The sequence below is a fragment of the Ensifer sp. ENS06 genome, from assembly GCF_014852205.1.
GTDB lineage: Bacteria > Pseudomonadota > Alphaproteobacteria > Rhizobiales > Rhizobiaceae > Ensifer > Ensifer adhaerens.
Window position 1 is genome coordinate 728,488 of the sequence record NZ_JACVBC010000001.1, and the last position, 16,149, is coordinate 744,636.

Consider the following 16,149-nt stretch of genomic DNA (forward strand, 5'->3'; position numbering starts at 1 on the left):
GATTCGCGTGATTGGAATTAACCAAGGCTTCAGACTTGCTGAAAAATCCCTAAAATTGCGGATCCGGCGGGTAAGGTCTTGTTAAGGATTGGGGGCGCATGGTCATGCCAACTTGAGGCCGATCGATGTTGGATCGGCGTTCGGCAGAGATGCCGTCGCGGACATGACGTCGTTACTTCTCGAGCGATTGTTGGTTTAGCATTCAACTATCGAGGTGGCCTCCCAGCCACCTTTTTTTTATGCGTTTCTCGCCCGCCAGGCCTTGCTGAACGGGGCTCAGGAGCGGCGTTCGAGCGACCGCGACACGAGGATGACCGGGATCATGCCGGCGACGACGATGATCATCGCGGCGACCGAAGCGTCTTCGACCTTGGCCCGAGACGCGTCTTCGTAGACGAGCGTGGCGAGCGTGTTGAAGTTGAAGGGTCTGAGCATGATCGTTGCCGAAAGCTCCTTCATCGTCTCGATGAAGACGAGGAGAGCGGCGGTCAGTACCGCCGGCCGCATCATCGGCAAAAGCACGGTGCGCAAAGTCTGGCCGCCGGTCCGGCCGAGCGCGCGCGCCGCCATGTCGAGATGCGGCGAAAGCTTCTGGAAACCCGCTTCGAGCGAGCCCTCGGCCATGGTGAGGAAGCGCACGCTGCAGGCGTAGATGATCGCAAAGCCGGTGCCGGTCATCATCAACCCGGTGGAGATACCGAACGTATCGCGCATGCCGGCATCGATAATGTTGTCGAGAGCGGCCAGCGGGAAGAGCACGCCGATCGCAAGAACAGTGCCGGGCACGCCATAGCCGAAGGAGGCGAGCCGCCCGGCGATGTCGCTCACCCGAGAATGCCCCGTGCGCGCAGCATAGGCGAGCACGAAACCGAGCAGAACGGTAACCGTTGCGGTCGCACCTGAGACGAGGATGCTATGAAAGAGCGCGTTGAGCAGCCGCGGCTCGATGAACTGGTCGATGCGCTTGAGCGCATAATTGCCGAGGATCAGCACGGGTACGGCAAAGCCTGAAACCACGGGCAGCAGGCAGGCGACCATGGCGGCCCACTTCTTCCAGCCGGACAGTATGAGCCGGGCAGCATCGTGGACGGCGGACGTCGTCTTCTGGCTGGAGAAGCGCTGGCGCCGCCGTGCGGCCCGCTCGATCATCATCAGGCCGATGACGAAGACCAGCATGATGCAGGCGATCTGCGCGGCGCCCGCGAGGCTGCCGCGGTTCAGCCAGGTGTCGAAGATCGAGAAGGTCAGCGTCTGCACGCCAAGGAATTCGACCGCGCCGATGTCGTTCAGCGTTTCCATCGCCACCAGCGTCAGGCCGATCATGATGGCCGGGCGAGCCATCGGGATCTGGATGCGGAAGAACACCTTCAGCGGCCCGGCGCCGAGCGTGCGGGCGACGTCGGCGGCCGCGCGTCCCTGCATCAGGAACATCGAACGGCAGGCGAGGTAGATATAGGGATAGAGAACCGAACTCAGCACGAGCACGGCGCCGCCGAGTGAGCGGATATCCGGAAACCAATAGTCACGGCTCGTCTTGAAGCCGAAGATCGCGCGGATCAGTCCCTGCACCGGCCCGGTAAAGGTGAAAAGCTCGCCGAACGCATAGGCAGCGAGATAGGCGGGGATTGCGAGCGGTAACACCAGTGCTGCCGACAGGAAGCGCCGCAGCGGAAACTCGCAGCTTGCGACAAGCCAGGCCGTGAGGATGCCGACGAAGGCGGTCACGGCACCCGTCAGCGAGATCAAGAGCAGCGTGCGCCCGGTGGCGCGCGGAATGACGTTCTGCATCAGATGCGGCCAGTCGCCGCCGCCGCCCGAGATCGCCAGCCAGGCGATCGCGATGATCGGCATCAGCACGATGACCGATGTCAATCCGGCCCATGTCGCCAGCAGGGGATGCGAAAGACCGGTTCCGGCACGCGCATGGCGGCGCTTGATGCTCTGAGATGTGGACTGCAATCGATCGATTCCGCGGCATGACGGCAAGAAATGGCCAAGGGCGGCCAGCAAACTGGCCACCACAAGTCAACATTTCCTTATAGCATCCGGCCTCAGTTCGCCAAGACGCGTTGTGACGGGAAGGAAATTTCCACCAGCGTTCCCTCGTTGGGTGCCGAGGTGATCGAGAAGTGGGCGCGGTTCGCCTCCGCCATCGCCTTGGTGAGCGGCAGCCCGAGCCCGGTGCCGTCGCCACGCTTGCGCGCGCCTGTCGTCACCTGCCGGAATGGTTTCATCGCCTGGTCCAGTTCGCCGCGGGTCATGCCGACGCCGGTGTCGCGGATCCTCAGCATGACGCTACCGTTCGCCTCGTAGGAGGTCGACACCACGATCTGGCCGCCCGAAGGCGTGAAACGGATGGCGTTCGCCAGAATGTTGAGCGCGATCTGCTTGATCGACCGGCCGTCGGCCACGACGTTCGGCACGGCTGCCGAAAGCGAGGTGCGGATAATGACGCGCTGGCTGTTGGCCTGCGGCTGGACGAGCGACACGGCTTCCGAGACCGCGTCGTTGATCTCGACGGCGCCGAAATCGAGTTCCATTTCGCCTGCTTCGATCTTCGAGATGTCGAGCAGATCGTTGACGATATCGAGCACGTGGCGGCCCGACCGGCCGATGTCGCCGGCATATTCGATGTAGCGCGGGTGACCGACCGGGCCGAAATGCTCGCTCGCCATCATGTCGGAAAAGCCGATGATCGCGTTGAGCGGCGTGCGGATCTCGTGGCTGACGCGGGCGAGGAACTCGGTCTTGTGGGCATTGGCCGTTTCCGCGGCGCGCTTGGCGTTCCGGAGTTCCTCTTCGGTGCGTTTCCACTGGGTGATGTCGCGGATCACGGCGCAAAAGCCATTGGAGGCCGAAAGCCGGCCGATGGTCATGAACAGCGGAATGAAGCCGCCATTCGCTTCCCGCCCGATCACCTCGCGTCCGTCGTTCAGCACACTCGCGACGCCGTGGCCGGAAAGCCCGTGCAGGTAGTCGATGACTGCCTTCTGGCTTTCGTGAGCGAAGAGCGCGGCGAAAGGTTTGCCGCGGATTTCGCCCTCGTCATAGTTGAAGAGCGCGCTTGCCGAGCGGTTCATCGAGCGGATGTCGCCGTCATGCCCGAGAATGACAACGCCATCGGTTGCGGTTTCGAGGATGGACTTGAGTTCGTCGATTTCCGTCTTCAGACGGTCGACGTCGTCACCGGAGATGGCATCGTCTGCTTTCGTCGACGGCGCGTTCGCGGCTGCTGGCGTCAGCGCCAGCATCAGCGCGCTCCGGCCGTCCCAGCGGATCGTGTGCAGCCGTGCGATGACCGGCCGCATCTGACCGTCCCTGCGGATCAGCATCATCGTGCCGTCGGGTTCCTGGTCGGTCGCCTCTTCGCCATTGGCAAAGAGCGCGTCGAGGCCGCCTTCCCGGACAAAGTCGTCGAGGTCGCCATAGGCGGTGAGCCGCAGGAATTCCGGATTGGCGTGCAGCAGCTCTTCCCCGCGATGCACGAGCATACCGATTGGCAGGCTGTCGAGGATCTCGCCGCTAAGGCCGATATCTGCCGCTTGCTGCTCGAGATGCACGTTCGCCTGTTCGTCCTCGGCTGCGCCGTCGTCGGTCTCTTCTCCGGTTTCTTCCGCGCCAGTCTGTTCTTCTGCCGCTGGCGTCGAGGAAGTGATGGCTTCGTGCGCGTCTACCGGGAAGGGTGTGCTTGCATCGGCCGCTGCGTCGCTTTCCTCCGCGGGTGCGGTTTCCGCCGGCCCGCCAAAATGCTCGCCCAATTGCCGCGCGATCTCGCGGAACGCCGCCTGTTCGCCCCGCGTCAGCGCGGTCGCCGCGCGATGTTTCTCGAGCTCGACGATCTTGTCGGAGCCGGGGGGCTCAGCGTTGTCGACGAGCTGTAGGGCAGGGCGCTCTCCCTGGAAGAGATCGTCATTTGCGGCGACCTGTTCGTCCGCGGCAACTTCGGCTGCATGGTCCGGCTCTGCCTCTGCCTCCTCGCTGGAGGTGAGGGTCTGGTCTTGGGGCGCATCACGATCCTGCGCAGCTGCGACAGGCTCGGCCTCCGTTTCGGAGGACCTCTGCGCGACGACCTGCACCTCGTCGGCGGACCGCTCCTCGATCTCAGGGCCGACGGTCTCAGGATCGACCGCTGGAGTATGCGCGTGGTCTTCCGACGGCGTCGCTTCCGCGGCAGCTTCTGCCGTCATGTCCGTTGCGGCGCTGAACGTCAGGCCGTTGGCGTGTTCGTCTTCGACGACATCGGCAAGGCGCACGATACCGAAACCGCGAAAGCCATCGAATTCGCGTGAGCGCGAGTAGGTGGGCAGGGCCGCCAGGTCGACCGGAACCTTGAGGCTGGTGCCCTGCACGGGCCAGAAAATCGTCTTGCCCGACCAGGTGTCGCGGCGCTGCAGCAGCGCGCCGATCTTCTGATCAGGATCGAGGCCGTAGCGTGCTGCCACGTGGTTAAAGGTGGTGCCGATCACATCGGCGGCACGCGGGCCGACGGCGGTGGCGAATTCCTCGGAAATCTCGCTGAAGCGGCCTTCGGCGTCGATCTTCCAGACGAAGCGGACGGCACGGCCGCCGGGCACGAAGGCGAAGTCGGCCTGTTCCGTTTCAGCGGTGCCAGCATCGGTCGCCTCGACCGTCTCGTCCTCGCGAGTGACCTCTGCCGTCACGGGGATTTCCGCGGCAACCGGCGTATCGGTCGCGGTCACGTCGGTCGCGACTGCAAGCGCCGGCTCGCCGTCATCTTCCGCTGGCTCCACGCCCTGCGCCGAAGTTTCCGCATCTGCGGCGGCAAGCGCCTCCGGTTCCTCCGTTAAAGCGACCTGGCCTGCAGCGACGTGGACGTCTGCGACCTCAAGGTCGCCATCGTCCTGTGGCGCGGCAACCGGTTCGACGGACTCCGCCTGTTCGAATGCGTCGGCCAGGGCAGCGTCTTCGGCTGGTGCAGCGCTTTCGACCAGCGCTTCGGCCGGTTCGACGGTATCCTTTGCCTCCGGGGCCGGTGTCTCGGCGGTCGGTTCCAGCTCTTCGGCCAGCGGCAAGATCGGCAACACTTGCGCCGCCGGGGTCTCTTCGTCCGGATCGAGCGTGCCGAGAATGGTCTCGACAGCAAAGAGCAGATGCAGCGACGGCTCATCGGCGATCTTGCCGACCGCGGCCGGCAGGTGCCCCTTCCGCGTTGCGACCGGGCGCTTGATCAGCCAGTCGTGGTCTCGGCCGACCGTATCGACGAGCTGCTTGCGCGTCTCGTCCGACATGCCGAGATCGATGAAGCCCGGCGAGTGTGCGATGATGCCGCCGTTGCCATCGAGAACGGCCATGTGGGTGTCCGGGCCGTCGAGGCCGGCGATCATGCGCGCAGCGCGATCCTCAAGCGACAGCGGCGTGCCCGAATGCGGTGCAGTAAAGAGCACCGCGTCCTCGTCCGGGCGCACGCGGATCATCTCCACGCTCACATTGAGCGGTGTGCCGCGGAAACCCGAGAACTTCCGGATCGAAAGCTGGCGCCGGTCGCCGGCGCGCACGAGCTGCGCTCCCGCGGCCTTGAGCTGACGCAGCGACAGCTCGCCCTGGTCCGGTCCCGCATCGATGAAATCATAGATCGACCCGGCGCCGAAAAAGGCCGCGCCCTGGTCGTTGGCCCAGAGAATGCGCGCAAAGTCCCGCGAAAACAGGATCGCCGCGTCGCCGCGGGCAAAATGCTCCCGCACCCGCGCATGCACGGCGATATCAATGAAGGGATACTGTCTCGCGGGCATAAAGGGGGCCTATTGACGGATCGCTTGCGGGTTAACACTCTATTAATACCCGGCAGGCCCGCAAGGGTCCAGCGAGGGCCGGAGCTTCGTCACGGCTTTCAGCGCGAAAGGTTAATTCTCCGGATTTTGTGCACTGCACAATTTTATTGCAATGCACAAGCAAGTAGTTTATATAATGCGCATCAATCAACGGCGCCTCTGAAGAGGGCCAGACACCAAGGAGCGCTTTCATGGCTACCAAGAAGACCGACGACGTATTTTCCCTTTCCTCTTTCGACCCGGCGAAGTTCACCGACAGCTTCCGCGACTTCGCGGAAAAGGGTGCCGTCCAGTCGAAGGAAGCCTATGCCAAGATGAAGACCGCTGCCGAAGAGGCAACGAAGACCGTTGAAGCAACGCTCGAAAGCGCCCAAACCGGCTCCGTCGAACTCGGTCTCAAGGCCATAGACGCACTGCGCACCAATGCCGAAAACTCGCTGTCTCACATGGAAGCGCTGCTCGGCGTGAAGTCGCTGTCGGAATTCGTCGAACTGCAGACGAGCTTTGTCCGCAAGCAGGCCGAACTCGCGGTCGAGCAGGCGAAGTCGATGCAGGAAGCCACCAAGAAGGTTGCCGAAAACGTCACCAAGCCGGGCAAGGACGCCGCTGAAAAGGCGATGTCGTCCTTCAAGAAGGTCTAAAGTCAACCGACCGCGCCGGCTGAAGGATGGCGACAGACTGCTGTCGCCGAATTCTGCCATCTGCGCCCAAAACCAAGAATCCGGATGGCTTGCCATCCGGATTTTTTCCAGGATAATCTCAAGTTAAGGCTTGCAAAGCGACGGAAGTCTCCGTATGTGAGCCGCCAAGCGACTGATGTCGCTTTATGTGCGGTTGTAGCTCAGTTGGTTAGAGCGCAGGTTTGTGGCACCTGAGGTCGTAGGTTCGATTCCCACCAACCGTACCATTTCTTCTCTAAACGATCGGTATCGCGATTTGCGGGGCGCCTTGCTTCGTCAGAACAGCTTGGCCAAGGCTCTGAGCGCCACCACGTCCTGTACGCCATTCTGATAAAGTTCGATCAGCCGGGCGGCGAGCGCCGTTGCCTCTGCCGACTGGCGCGACAGCTCTCGCTCTCTTAGTGTTTCCTTGAAGACATCGTCGATCTTGGTGAGTTCACCCGGCAGGATCGGCCGGCCCGGTATGGACACAAGCATCCTTTCACACTCCTTTGTCGAAATGGGAGCGCGAGCCGATTGCGACCGGCGTGCTCGCAGCCATCGCCTTGAGCAAGCAGCTCAATTCCCTGTGAAGGCAACGTCGGGATACCGCGCCAGGTTCCTGTCGCGGCAATACCCAATTCGGGCTAGCGCTTGGGCGCGGGGCGGATCCGGTTCGAATGGACATAGGGCTCATCCGCCGGTAAAATTTCGCCAAGAGGATTCCCAGTAAGGCGTCGCAATCCATGGCCAAAGAATCCATCACACGGCGGCTTGCCGCCATCCTGGCTGCTGATGTCGTTGGCTATAGCCGGCTGATGGAGCGAGACGAGAAAACCACCTATACGCAACTCATGGCGCGCTGGGCCGAAGTGCTGGAACCGCTCGTTGAAACCCACCAGGGCCGGGTGTTCAAGCGAACGGGCGACGGCGTGCTGGTCGAGTTTTCCAGCGCGGTCAACGCGGTCGAATGTGCGGCTGCCTTGCAGCGGGCGATGATCTCCGCCAATGCGGACGTGCCCCACGATCAGCAAATCGTGCTGCGCGTCGGCATCAACATGGGCGACATCATGGTCGCCGACAGCGACCTCTACGGCGACGGCGTCAATGTCGCAGCCCGGATCGAGGCGCTTGCGAGGCCCGGCGGCGTGGCGATTTCGGACGGGGTGCACGAATATGTGCACGGCCGCATCGATCTCATTTTCGTCGACAGCGGCCATCACGAGGTCAAGAACATCGAGCGGCCGGTGCATATCTGGAGCTGGTCGCCGGACGAGTATGCCGACGCGCCCATCAAGGTCGCCGCCGAGGTGCCACCGCAGCTTCCGAGCCGGCCGTCTATCGCCGTGCTGCCGTTCGACAATATGTCCGGCGATCCGGAGCAGGGCTATTTCGCCGACGGCATTACCGAGGACATCATCACCGATCTCTCGAAGGTCTCCGGTCTCTTCGTCATCGCCCGCAATTCCTCCTTCGCCTACAAGGGCAAGTCGGCGGATATCCGCCAGGTGAGCCGCGACCTCGGCGTTCGCTATGTGCTGGAAGGCAGCGTGCGCCGCGCCGCCAACCGCATTCGCATCAACGCTCAGATGATCGACGGCACCACCGGGGGCCATCTCTGGGCCGAGCGCTACGATCGCGGCATCGAGGATATTTTCGAGGTTCAGGACGAGGTGACGCGCACCATCGTGACGGCGCTCAAGGTGAAGCTGACGGCCGGAGAAACGGAGCGGCGCGAGGGGCGCGGCAAGGTCGATCCGGAGGCCTACGATCTGCTCGTACGGTCGCGCCAGGCGATCCTGCGGTTCGACGCGGTATCGTCTGCGGAGGCGCGCAGCATGCTCGAACGTGCGATCGCCATCGACCCGGCGCTTGCCGCGGCCTATGGGTCGCTCGCGATCATTGCCATGACCGACTACATCAACCGGTGGAACGGTGGCACCGTCGACAATATCGAGCGCGCTCTCAAGCTTGCACAGAAGGCCGTCGAGACCGACGAGCATGAACCCCACGGCCACCACGCGCTCGCGATTGCGCTCTGCTGGAAGCGCCGCTTCGACGAGGCCGAGCGGGCCGCCCAACGCACGATCGAGCTCGACCCGAACTCCGCCGGCGGCCACACGCAGCTCGGCACGATCAGAGATTTCCTGGGCCAGTTCGAGGAGGCCTTGCCCTTCTATACCCGCGCCCACCGGCTCGATCCGCAGTTCGATCTGGCGCTGCATTTCCTTGGCCGGACCCTGCTCAACCTCGGCCGTTTCGACGAAGCCGAGATTGCCTTCAAGCGGCGCCTGGCCTTGGCACCGCGTTCGGACATGACGCGCTTCTATCTCGCCTGTCTTTATGGCCGCACCGGACGCCATGAGGAGGCGCGGCGCTACTGGCACGAGGTCTTCGAGGTCAATCCAGACTTTTCCATCGACCACTTCAAGCGGGCGATGCCTTACCAGGATCCGGCCGTCATTCCGCGGCTGATTGACGGCCTGCGGGAGGCCGGGATTTCCCTTTAGCGCCCCAGGCATCCGCCTCGACCGCGTTCGCTCGCGAGAAACGTGCCTGTGCGCCGGAGGTCTCAGACGAAAATCTGGTGCTCCGCGGTCACCAGTTCCTGCAGGAAGGCGACGACGGTGCGAACGCGCACGAGATCGCGCGCGCTTTCGTGATAGGTGGTCCAGTAGGCACGGCGGATGGTCGTTTCCGGCAGGATACGTTTTAGTTCCGGCGCATGGCGGGCAATGTAATTGTGCAGAATGCCGATGCCGGCGCTGGAACGCACCGCCTCCGTCTGGCCGGTGGCGCTCGATATCTCGAACGAGGCATCCCAGCTGCGCATGATCTCGGCGGAAAAATTCAGCGACGGCGTGAAGATCAGATCCTCGACGTAGCCGATGCGGCGGTGCTCCCTGAGGTCGTCGATCGTCTGCGGCGTGCCGTGCTTTTCGAGATAGTCGGCCGAGGCGTAGAGGCCGAGCGTATAGTCGGTGAGTTTCGAGGAAACGAGGCGCCCCTGTTCCGGACGTTCGATGGTGATCGCGATATCGGCCTCGCGCTGCGACAGCGAGAAAGACCGAGGGACCGGCACGAGCTGCAGTTTCAATTCCGGATAGCGCGCCGTCAGCCGGCCGAGCCGGGGCGCGAGGAAAGAAACACCGAAACCGTCGGGTGCACCGATGCGCACCGTGCCGGCGATCGCCGTGTCGATCCGGCCGATCTGCGATTGCGCCGCCAGCATTTCCGTTTCCATGCGCTCGGCTGCCGCAAGGAAGATTTCGCCCTCGGCGGTCAGTTCGCAACCGTTCGGCCGACGAACGAGCAACCGTGTCTTCATCGCCTCTTCCAGCGCAGTCACCCGACGGCTGAGGGTGGCATGATTGACGCCGAGCCGCTTGGATGCGGCCAGGATCTGTCCGGTCCGCGCGACGGCTAGAAACATTCTGACATCGTCCCAATTCATAGTGCGACAATCCTATACAAAACCGTTGGACTTCAATTTTTGCACAACGGTTGCTGAATATCGGAAATTGATTTGTTGAAATCGTAGTGCGATCATGCCGCCACAATCAAGATCTGGAGGAACCATTCATGTACGAACTCGGTCATTTCATCGATGGCAAGCGCGTCGCCGGCAAGAGCGGCCGCGTCAGCAACATCTTCAACCCGGCAACCGGCGAAGTGCAGGGCACCGTGGCGCTGGCAAGCGACGCGGAACTTTCGGCAGCCGTCGAAAGCGCGAAGGCAGCACAGCCGAAGTGGGCGGCCACCAACCCGCAGCGCCGCGCCCGCGTCTTCATGAAGTTCGTCGAACTTCTGAACGCCAACATGAACGAGCTCGCCGAGATCCTGTCGCGCGAGCATGGCAAGACGATCGAAGACGCCAAGGGTGACCTCATCCGTGGCCTCGAAGTCTGCGAATTCGTCATCGGCATTCCGCATCTGCAGAAGAGCGAGTTCACCGAAGGTGCCGGTCCCGGCATCGACATGTACTCGATCCGCCAGGCCGTCGGCATCGGCGCCGGCATCACCCCGTTCAACTTCCCGGCCATGATCCCGATGTGGATGTTCGCCCCGGCCATCGCCTGCGGCAACGCTTTCATCCTGAAGCCGTCCGAGCGTGATCCGTCCGTTCCGATCCGCCTTGCCGATCTGATGATCGAAGCCGGCCTGCCGGCAGGCATCCTCAACGTCGTCAACGGCGACAAGGGGGCTGTCGACGCGATCCTGACGCATCCGGATATCGCTGCCGTTTCCTTCGTCGGCTCGACCCCGATCGCCCGCTACGTCTATGGCACCGCAGCGATGAACGGCAAGCGCGCCCAGTGCTTCGGTGGCGCCAAGAACCACATGATCATCATGCCCGACGCCGATCTCGACCAGGCCGCGAACGCCCTGATGGGCGCCGGCTACGGCTCGGCCGGCGAGCGCTGCATGGCGATCTCGGTTGCCGTCCCGGTCGGTGAAGAGACCGCCAACCGCCTGATCAGCAAGCTGACCCCGATGGTCGAAAGCCTGCGCATCGGCCCCTACACCGACGAGAAGGCCGATATGGGCCCTGTCGTCACCAAGGAAGCCGAACAGCGCATCCGCAGCCTGATCGACAGCGGTGTCGAGCAAGGCGCCAAGCTCGTCGTCGACGGCCGCGATTTCAAGCTGCAGGGCTATGAGCAGGGCCACTTCATTGGCGGCTGCCTGTTCGACAACGTCACGCCGGACATGGACATCTACAAGACGGAAATCTTCGGACCGGTTCTCTCGGTCGTCCGCGCCAAGACCTACGAGGAAGCCCTCGACCTGCCGATGAAGCACGAGTATGGCAACGGCGTCGCGATCTACACCCGCGACGGTGATGCGGCCCGCGACTTCGCCTCGCGCATCAACATCGGCATGGTCGGCGTCAACGTTCCGATCCCGGTTCCGCTCGCCTACCACTCCTTCGGCGGCTGGAAGTCCTCGTCCTTCGGCGATCTCAACCAGCACGGCCCGGACTCGATCAAGTTCTGGACCCGCACCAAGACCATCACCGAGCGCTGGCCTTCGGGCATCAAGGACGGTGCCGAGTTCGTCATGCCGACGATGAAGTAACAACGGGATAAAGATCCTCCCGCCTCGGGGCCTCCTTCGGGAGGCCCTTTTTTGTTGCATTCGGCGATACGGCACAACTAACTTGCGAACCGTGGGCATGGGTCGTGAATTCACCGCTGCCCCAACGGCAGTCTGGCGGGCGGGGGCGCACCAGACGATTTGTGTTTGATCATGTGCTGTCGGAGCGCTTTGCGGCGCGTCCGATGCACAAAGGATGGACGGAGGGGCCCATCATGGTCGTGGCTGAAGCGACGTCGTTTCAAGCAGCGCCGACACGCGACGTGTCGATCGATTTTCACCGTTTCTCGTTCATGGGGAGCGGCAAGGAATATTTCGGCATCTGGATCGTCAACGTGTTTTTGACGATCGTCACGCTTGGCATTTATTCCGCCTGGGCAAAGGTCCGGCGCAACCGATACTTCTACGGAAACACGGTTCTGCTCGGCCGTACCTTCGAGTACCATGCCAAGGGCAAGCAGATCCTGATCGGGCGAGTGATCGTTTTCGGCTATCTGATCCTCTACAATCTTCTGCTGACATTCGTTCCGATCGTCGGCATCGCGTTATTGTTGCTTTCGCTCTTCTTCGTTCCCTGGCTGGCCGCACGCGGGTTGCGCTTCAGCGCACGGGTGACGAGCTACCGCAACGTCCGCTTCGACTTCGTCGGCACGATGGGCGGTGCCTTCAAGGCGTTCATTCTGGGCGGGTTCCTTTCCATTATCACCTTGGGCCTACTGACGCCGCTCGCAAGCCGATGGGTTGGGCGCTACGTCGGATCGAACCTGCGCTTTGGCGGCAGGGCCTTTGAGACCAACCCGCCGTTCGGCCCGCTCTATCGCGGCATGTTCCTGGGTGTGGGGCTTGCGCTGGTTCTTGGCGTTGTTGTCTTCGCGATCTTGATGGGAACGCTTCGCGCATCGCCAAGTTTGCTCCAATCGCTGAACGATCCGAGGTGGGGATGGGTAGGCTTGGGCGCAGGATATGTGGCGTCCATGTCTTTCTACGCAGTCATCGCGTTGTTCTACAGTGCAGCCGTGCGCAACGCCGTTTGGGGGGCGACGGTTTTTGACGGAAAACATCGGTTCCTCAGCGGTCTTTCTCGGGGCCGCTACACGTGGATCGCCATATCGAACTTCGTCGTCACCATCCTGACGCTGGGCCTGCTGCGACCTTGGGCGGCCGTCCGCATGGCCCGTTACAAATGGACCCTGACGGGCGTAACCGTCTTTGGCGCCGTCGGAACGCTGATGAGCGAAATCGAAGCGGAAGCGTCGGCGGTTGGAGCGGAATTCATGGATTTCGAAGGGTTCGATTTTGGCTTCTAGCAGCATCGAGATCGCACGTGGCGAGTGGCATCCGGCCGGTTCCAGCCGGTCGGTGCCCTCAAGGCTTTTGGAAGAGGGAGGCAGCCTCAGGGCCGTAGACGATGCGAGCACCGAACTTGCCCGTGGCACCTTGGCAAGTGTCGATATTTCCGACCGCGTCGGGGCGATACCGCGCCGCGTCGAATTTGCAGACGGTTCGTTGTTCGAAACGCCGGACAACGAGGCAGTCGATCGTTTTCTGAAGCTGAATGGCAGGGTCAACCACATCCACGAATGGGAGCGTTTTCGTCCACGTCTCATCGCCGTCGTCGCAGCCACCGTGCTGTGCGGCGTTGCCATCTATCGCTATGCGGTTCCTGCGCTCGTCGAGGTCGCCGTCCTCGTGACCCCGCCGATCGTGCCGGAGATGATGTCGAGGGGCACGATGGAGACGATGGATCAGACACTGTTCGACAAAACGCAGCTGGCGATTGAGCGGCAGGAAAGGATCCGCGACGGCTTCAAGGCAATCGCCGCCCGATCAGGCCGCGGCGAGGCCGGTTACTCGCTCAATTTCCGCAAGGGCGGTGTGGTCGGACCAAATGCCTTTGCGCTTCCGGATGGCACGCTGGTCGTCACCGACGAGCTCATCGAACTTGCCGGGGACGATACCGAAATGATCGTTGGCGTGCTGGCGCACGAGATCGGCCATGTCGAGCTCGAACATAGTCTGCGGCAGATCTACCGTGCTGCCGGCGTTGCCGGCCTCATCATGATGATCGGCGGCGATATCGGTTCGGGCGTGGACGACGTCCTGGTGCAGGGCGCTGGTCTCTTGTCGCTTTCCTATTCGCGCGGCGCGGAAACTGCTGCCGACCGACACTCGGTCGAGCTGATGCAGAAGGCAGGGCGAGATCCGACGGCGGCCGCGCGCTTCTTCGACCTGCTTGAAAAGAAGCTAGACGATCACGCCGACACCAGCATTCTCTCAACGCATCCAGGGACGCCGGAGCGGCGCAAGGCGATCCTCGACTACGCCGCGGAGTTGCGCGCCAAGGCGCAATGAGCCTCCTTGAATTTCGCTTGTTGAAACGAAAACAGCGGGCCGATGGCCCGCTGTTCGTATTCAAGCAATTGCCTTGTTGATCAGTCCTGCGGACCGTCGTTGTAGCCGACCTTGTCGACCAGTTCCGAAGCCTTCTTGCGGTTTGCGGCGATGTCGGCGAGCGGCAGTTCGTCCGGCTTGATCGTGCCGAAGGACTTCACGACGTCAGACGGCTCGGCGCCCGGCAGAACCGGATATTCGAATACCTGCTCGGCGTAGATCTTCTGGGCTTCGCCTTCCGACAGGAATTCCATCAGCTTCAGCGCGTTGTCCTTGTTCGGGGAATTCTTGGCGAGTGCCATGCCCGAAATGTTGACGTGCGTGCCGCGGTCCTTGGCGTTCGGGAAGAGTACCTTGATCGCCGCTGCCCAATCCTTCTGTTCCGGCTCCTTCTCGTTGGTCATCATCAGACCGACATAGTAGGTGTTGCCGAGTGCCAGGTCGCATTCGCCGGCCAAGATCGCCTTGGCCTGGTCGCGGTCGCCGCCGTCAGGCTTCTTGGCGAGGTTGTTCTTGAGGCCGGTCAGCCACTTCTCGGTCTCGGCTTCGCCATGGTGGGCGATCATCGAGGCGAAGAGGCCGATGTTATAGGAGTGCTGGCCGTCGCGGGTGCAGATCTTGCCTTTCCACTTGGGGTCGGCAAGCTCTTCATAGGTGATGTCGTCCTGGGCGACGCGCTCCTTGGATGCGTAGACGACGCGGCCGCGGGTGGTGAGGCCGAACCAGTTGCCTTCAGGGTCGCGGAAATGCGCCGGGATATCCTTGTTGATCGTCTCGTTGACGACAGGCTGGGTTACGCCTGCATCCTTGGCTTCGGTCAGGCGGCTGATGTCGACGGTCAGGATCACGTCGGCCGGCGAGTTGGCGCCTTCGGCCTGGATGCGCTCGACGAGGCCCTTGTCTAGGAAGAGCACATTGGTGGTGATGCCGGTTTCCTTGGTGAAGGCGTCGAGCAGCGGCTTGATCAGGTCGGGCTGCCGGTACGAGTAGATATTGACTTCACCATCGGCCCAGGCGGCGCTCGTTGCCAGCAGGGTTGCCGTCAGGGACAGAACGCCCATCGCTGCTCTTGAAACGGACATCGCTTCCTCCATTTTCTTGTTTGAGCTAAGTTAACAAAATTCCTCATCTTTCTGACCGGAGCGCTGAAAACAGTCAATCAGGAAACCGTAAACGCTCAACAAGAAGTGATTTTTCTGGCTTTTTGGAATTGTTCCAAACTACGATCCGTCCTATATGATGAGTTCGTGAACCTCTCGATGCCGGAGTGAATGATGCGTCTGACGAAGCAAACGAACTACGCGGTTCGCATGTTGATGTACTGCGCCGCCAACGGGGAAAAGCTCAGCCGCATTCCCGAAATCGCCAGGGCTTATGGTGTTTCCGAGTTGTTTCTCTTCAAGATCTTGCAGCCGTTGACCAAGGCCGGCCTCGTTGAAACGGTGCGTGGCCGTAACGGTGGCGTGCGCCTGCCGAAGCCCGCTTCGGCGATCACGCTGTTCGACGTCGTCAAGGTGACGGAAGACAGTTTCGCGATGGCCGAATGCTTCGAGGCGGGCGAGATCGAATGCCCGCTCGTCGACAGCTGCGGCCTGAACTCGGCGCTCCGCAAGGCGCTGAACGCCTTCTTCGAAGTGCTGCAGGGCTACACGATTGACGACCTGGTCAAGGCGCGCCCGCAGATCAACTTCCTCCTCGGTCTGGAAGAAACCAAGCGTCCGCAGACCTCGGCGGCCTGATATCTCCGAGCAACGCCCGCGCAAATGGTGCGGCATGACCTGGCGGCTGAAGTGCCGCCGGGTGTTACTCTTGCGGTAGATATTCCCGCAATATGAAGTCGATCGCAGTGGGGTCGATTTCAGCCTTGTCGATGCGGAAATCGGCGCCGTAATCCTCCAGATTCTGAAAATAGGCATCGGCGAGCGATGCTGAGATTACCCCGATCGGGCCGATATAGCCCTGATGCCGGAGGGCCGGGACCGTCTCGCGGAAATCGAGCTGCGGTCGCAGACGGTTGTCGAGCAGGATCATCGATACGGGTTTGCCCGAGCGCAGGAATGCAAGCGCATCGTCGATCGTCTGGCAGTAGTGCAGCTCGATGTCGATGCTGCTCACCTTGCGGATGAGCGCGCGCAGGATCAGGTTTTCTGCCGGGTCGTCGTCAACGAGCAGGATGTGTGCTTTTCGCGTCATGACCGAATACCCTTGCTGAT

12 protein-coding genes and 1 tRNA gene are annotated in these 16,149 nt (G+C 62.1%); 7 read left to right on the forward strand and 6 right to left on the reverse strand.

The features are described from left to right. Positions 1 to 276: 276 nt before the first annotated feature. Together IB279_RS03645 and IB279_RS03650 are read right to left on the reverse strand one after the other, a co-directional pair. On the reverse strand, positions 277 to 1,959 hold the full coding sequence (locus IB279_RS03645) for an iron ABC transporter permease (protein ID WP_034801377.1): 1,683 nt from the start codon (positions 1,957 to 1,959) through the stop codon (positions 277 to 279). A gap of 92 nt (positions 1,960 to 2,051) precedes the next feature. Continuing rightward, positions 2,052 to 5,750: an ATP-binding protein gene (locus tag IB279_RS03650; RefSeq protein ID WP_162741427.1), complete on the reverse strand. Its 3,699-nt coding sequence runs from the start codon at positions 5,748 to 5,750 to the stop codon at positions 2,052 to 2,054. A 230-nt stretch (positions 5,751 to 5,980) separates the two neighbouring features. Here IB279_RS03650 and IB279_RS03655 point away from each other — a divergent pair, with 230 nt between their 5' ends. Both IB279_RS03655 and IB279_RS03660 read left to right on the forward strand, forming a co-directional pair. Further along, a complete protein-coding gene (locus tag IB279_RS03655; RefSeq protein ID WP_034800834.1) occupies positions 5,981 to 6,430 on the forward strand; it encodes a phasin in 450 nt (149 codons plus the stop codon). A gap of 189 nt (positions 6,431 to 6,619) precedes the next feature. After that, positions 6,620 to 6,696 (forward strand) — tRNA-His (locus tag IB279_RS03660). A 49-nt stretch (positions 6,697 to 6,745) separates the two neighbouring features. On the opposite strand, the gene IB279_RS03665 is transcribed toward IB279_RS03660, so the two are convergent. Continuing rightward, positions 6,746 to 6,946 (reverse strand): hypothetical protein, encoded by a 201-nt coding sequence (locus IB279_RS03665; protein ID WP_060516485.1) that lies wholly within the window; start codon positions 6,944 to 6,946, stop codon positions 6,746 to 6,748. Between the two features lie 248 nt (positions 6,947 to 7,194). Here IB279_RS03665 and IB279_RS03670 point away from each other — a divergent pair, with 248 nt between their 5' ends. Then, positions 7,195 to 8,958: an adenylate/guanylate cyclase domain-containing protein gene (locus IB279_RS03670; RefSeq protein WP_113189579.1), complete on the forward strand. Its 1,764-nt coding sequence runs from the start codon at positions 7,195 to 7,197 to the stop codon at positions 8,956 to 8,958. 62 nt (positions 8,959 to 9,020) lie between these two features. Here IB279_RS03670 and IB279_RS03675 read toward each other — a convergent pair whose 3' ends face one another. After that, a complete protein-coding gene (locus IB279_RS03675) occupies positions 9,021 to 9,902 on the reverse strand; it encodes a LysR family transcriptional regulator (RefSeq protein ID WP_113189578.1) in 882 nt (293 codons plus the stop codon). Between the two features lie 128 nt (positions 9,903 to 10,030). Here IB279_RS03675 and IB279_RS03680 point away from each other — a divergent pair, with 128 nt between their 5' ends. The 3 genes from IB279_RS03680 to IB279_RS03690 all read left to right on the forward strand — a co-directional run bounded on the left by IB279_RS03680 (position 10,031) and on the right by IB279_RS03690 (position 13,897). Beyond that, positions 10,031 to 11,527, forward strand: a complete 1,497-nt coding sequence (locus IB279_RS03680) for a CoA-acylating methylmalonate-semialdehyde dehydrogenase (RefSeq protein WP_113189577.1) — start codon at positions 10,031 to 10,033, stop codon at positions 11,525 to 11,527. Between the two features lie 233 nt (positions 11,528 to 11,760). Beyond that, complete coding sequence (locus tag IB279_RS03685; RefSeq protein ID WP_051659565.1) at positions 11,761 to 12,852, forward strand: YjgN family protein; 1,092 nt, start codon at positions 11,761 to 11,763, stop codon at positions 12,850 to 12,852. Then, on the forward strand, positions 12,842 to 13,897 hold the full coding sequence (locus IB279_RS03690) for a M48 family metallopeptidase (protein ID WP_113189576.1): 1,056 nt from the start codon (positions 12,842 to 12,844) through the stop codon (positions 13,895 to 13,897). The genes IB279_RS03685 and IB279_RS03690 overlap by 11 nt, the downstream gene beginning before the upstream one ends. A gap of 80 nt (positions 13,898 to 13,977) precedes the next feature. Here the strand turns inward: IB279_RS03690 and IB279_RS03695 are convergent, their stop codons facing one another. Next, on the reverse strand, positions 13,978 to 14,997 hold the full coding sequence (locus IB279_RS03695; RefSeq protein ID WP_370689548.1) for a Fe(3+) ABC transporter substrate-binding protein: 1,020 nt from the start codon (positions 14,995 to 14,997) through the stop codon (positions 13,978 to 13,980). A gap of 213 nt (positions 14,998 to 15,210) precedes the next feature. On the opposite strand from IB279_RS03695, the gene rirA reads away from it, so the two are divergent. After that, positions 15,211 to 15,675 (forward strand): iron-responsive transcriptional regulator RirA, encoded by a 465-nt coding sequence (rirA, locus tag IB279_RS03700; protein WP_034801384.1) that lies wholly within the window; start codon positions 15,211 to 15,213, stop codon positions 15,673 to 15,675. A gap of 64 nt (positions 15,676 to 15,739) precedes the next feature. On the opposite strand, the gene IB279_RS03705 is transcribed toward rirA, so the two are convergent. Beyond that, positions 15,740 to 16,129, reverse strand: a complete 390-nt coding sequence (locus tag IB279_RS03705; protein WP_034801387.1) for a response regulator — start codon at positions 16,127 to 16,129, stop codon at positions 15,740 to 15,742. Positions 16,130 to 16,149: the final 20 nt, after the last annotated feature.

Excerpts from the sequence above, each read along its gene's own strand:
- IB279_RS03650 (WP_162741427.1), bottom strand. The coding sequence starts at position 5,750 with ATGCCCGCGAGACAGTATCCCTTCATTGATATCGCCGTGCATGCGCGG.
- IB279_RS03655 (WP_034800834.1), top strand. The coding sequence starts at position 5,981 with ATGGCTACCAAGAAGACCGACGACGTATTTTCCCTTTCCTCTTTCGAC.
- IB279_RS03665 (WP_060516485.1), bottom strand. The coding sequence starts at position 6,946 with ATGCTTGTGTCCATACCGGGCCGGCCGATCCTGCCGGGTGAACTCACC.
- IB279_RS03670 (WP_113189579.1), top strand. The coding sequence starts at position 7,195 with ATGGCCAAAGAATCCATCACACGGCGGCTTGCCGCCATCCTGGCTGCT.
- IB279_RS03675 (WP_113189578.1), bottom strand. The coding sequence starts at position 9,902 with ATGAATTGGGACGATGTCAGAATGTTTCTAGCCGTCGCGCGGACCGGA.
- IB279_RS03680 (WP_113189577.1), top strand. The coding sequence starts at position 10,031 with ATGTACGAACTCGGTCATTTCATCGATGGCAAGCGCGTCGCCGGCAAG.
- IB279_RS03685 (WP_051659565.1), top strand. The coding sequence starts at position 11,761 with ATGGTCGTGGCTGAAGCGACGTCGTTTCAAGCAGCGCCGACACGCGAC.
- IB279_RS03695 (WP_370689548.1), bottom strand. The coding sequence starts at position 14,997 with ATGGGCGTTCTGTCCCTGACGGCAACCCTGCTGGCAACGAGCGCCGCC.
- rirA (WP_034801384.1), top strand. The coding sequence starts at position 15,211 with ATGCGTCTGACGAAGCAAACGAACTACGCGGTTCGCATGTTGATGTAC.
- IB279_RS03705 (WP_034801387.1), bottom strand. The coding sequence starts at position 16,129 with ATGACGCGAAAAGCACACATCCTGCTCGTTGACGACGACCCGGCAGAA.